General features: G+C 73.8%; 1 protein-coding gene. It reads left to right on the top strand.

Translation table 11 applies throughout. The features are described 5' to 3' along the window. Positions 1 to 2: 2 nt before the first annotated feature. Positions 3 to 909: glycosyltransferase (locus IH13_RS38895; RefSeq protein ID WP_031089269.1), on the top strand; the 907-nt coding region annotated here is incomplete at its 3' end.

A 909-nucleotide genomic window follows, 5' to 3' on the forward strand; every position in this document is an offset into this window, starting at 1 on the left:
GTGTGGCACCCCGCATCCGCTTCCCGGGCGGCAACCGCAAGCCGCGCCGTGTCGCGATGCTGTCCGTGCACACCTCGCCCCTGCACCAGCCGGGCACCGGTGACGCGGGCGGTATGAACGTCTACATGGTGGAGCTGGCCAGGCGTCTCGCCGCGATCGGCGTCGAGGTGGAGATATTCACCCGGGCCACCACCGGAGCCCTGCCCCCGTCGGTCGAGATGGCCCCCGGAGTGCTGGTCCGCCATGTCGCCGCCGGGCCGTACGAGGGGCTGGCGAAGGAGGAGCTGCCCGCTCAGCTCTGCGCCTTCACCCACGGGGTGATGCAGGCGTGGGCCGGCCACCGCCCCGGCTACTACGACCTCGTCCACTCCCACTACTGGCTCTCCGGCCAGGTCGGCTGGCTCGCCGCCCAGCGCTGGGGCGTCCCGCTGGTCCACGCGATGCACACCATGGCCAAGGTGAAGAACGCCTCGCTCGCCGAGGGCGACACCCCCGAGCCCGCCGCCCGGGTCATCGGTGAGACGCAGATCGTGCACGCCTCCGACCGGCTCATCGCGAACACCGCCGAGGAGGCGGACGAACTCGTCCGCTTCTACGACGCGGACCCCGCCTCCGTGGCCGTCGTCCACCCCGGCGTCAACCTCGAACGCTTCCGCCCCCTTCCCGAGGGAACCGGCGCCCCGGGGTCCGCCCGCGCCGCCGCCCGGGCCCGGCTCGGCCTGCCGCAGCACGCCCTGATCCCGCTCTTCGCCGGCCGCATCCAGCCGCTGAAGGCACCGGACGTCCTGCTGCGTGCCGTCGCCGCCCTCCTGGACCGGAAGCCCTCGCTCCGCTCCCGCATCCTCGTCCCGGTGGTCGGTGGCCCCAGCGGCAGCGGGCTGGCCAAGCCGGAGGGCCTCCAGAAGCTGG

Origin of the sequence: Streptomyces sp. NRRL WC-3549, assembly GCF_000721935.1 — a bacterium.
In the GTDB taxonomy this organism is placed as follows: domain Bacteria; phylum Actinomycetota; class Actinomycetes; order Streptomycetales; family Streptomycetaceae; genus Streptomyces.